This is a genomic window from Collinsella sp. TM05-38, from assembly GCF_003466445.1.
Lineage (GTDB): Bacteria > Actinomycetota > Coriobacteriia > Coriobacteriales > Coriobacteriaceae > Collinsella.
On record NZ_QSPM01000015.1, the window covers coordinates 1 to 975 of the forward strand.

Sequence of the window (975 nt, forward strand, 5' to 3'; positions counted from 1 at the left end):
CCGCGGCCGTAGAGCTTGGGGCGGACGCCGTCGACGATGTTCGTGATCTGCCTGGGGATGAACTTCTCCACGTGCTGGTAGGGTCCGTAGTTGTTGGAGCAGTTGGAGATGGTCGTGCGCAGGCCGTAGGTGCGGGTCCAGGCGCGGACCAGCATGTCGGAGGACGCCTTGGTGCTCGAGTACGGGCTGCTCGGGTGGTACGGCGTCTCCTCGGTGAACTTGGCGGGGTCGTCGAGCGCCAGGTCGCCGTAGACCTCGTCGGTGGAGACGTGGTGGTAGCGGATTCCGTATTTGCGGACGGCCTCCAGCAGGCGGAAGGTGCCCTCGACGTTCGTGCGCAGGAAGGGCTCCGGGTCGGCGATGGAGTTGTCGTTGTGGCTCTCGGCGGCGTAGTGCACGATGGCGTCGTGGCCCGGCACCAACTCATCGAGCAGCGCGGCGTCGCAGATGTCGCCCACGACGAGCTCAACGCGGTCCGCTGGCAGCCCGGCGATGTTCTCGGGGTTGCCGGCGTAGGTCAGCTTGTCCAGGACGGTGACGTGCACCTCGGGGTGGTTGTTGACCACGTAGTGCACGAAGTTGCTGCCGATGAAGCCGCAGCCGCCCGTGACGATGATGTTGTGGGGTTCGAAGATCTCGGACATGAGGGGTTCCTCCTAGTACTCGCGCGGGCTGTTGACGATCTCGCCGGCGGCGACCTTCTTCAGGTGCTGGCCGTAGACCGACTTGCCGTAGGCCTTGGCGGCCTCCTCCAGCTCGGCGGTCGTGATCCAGCCGTTCTCCCAGGCGATCTCCTCGGGCACGGACACGGGAAGGTCCTGGGAGTGCTCGACGGCGCGGACGAACTCCGCGGCCTCGTGCAGGCTCTCCATGGTGCCGGTGTCCAGCCACGCGTAGCCGCGGCCGAGGGTGACCACGGACAGCGTCCCCTCCTCAAGGTACATCTGGTTGAGCGTGGTGATCTCGAGCTCGCCG

Annotated in this window: 2 protein-coding genes; both read right to left on the reverse strand. The window is 66.4% G+C overall.

Annotation, left to right across the window (positions count from 1 at the left end):
• Positions 1–644 (reverse strand): dTDP-glucose 4,6-dehydratase (locus tag DXD49_RS08285; protein ID WP_117794702.1); only part of this gene is annotated, 644 nt, incomplete at its 3' end.
• 12 nt (positions 645–656) lie between these two features.
• Positions 657–975 (reverse strand): sugar phosphate nucleotidyltransferase (locus DXD49_RS08290; protein WP_255413641.1); only part of this gene is annotated, 319 nt, incomplete at its 5' end.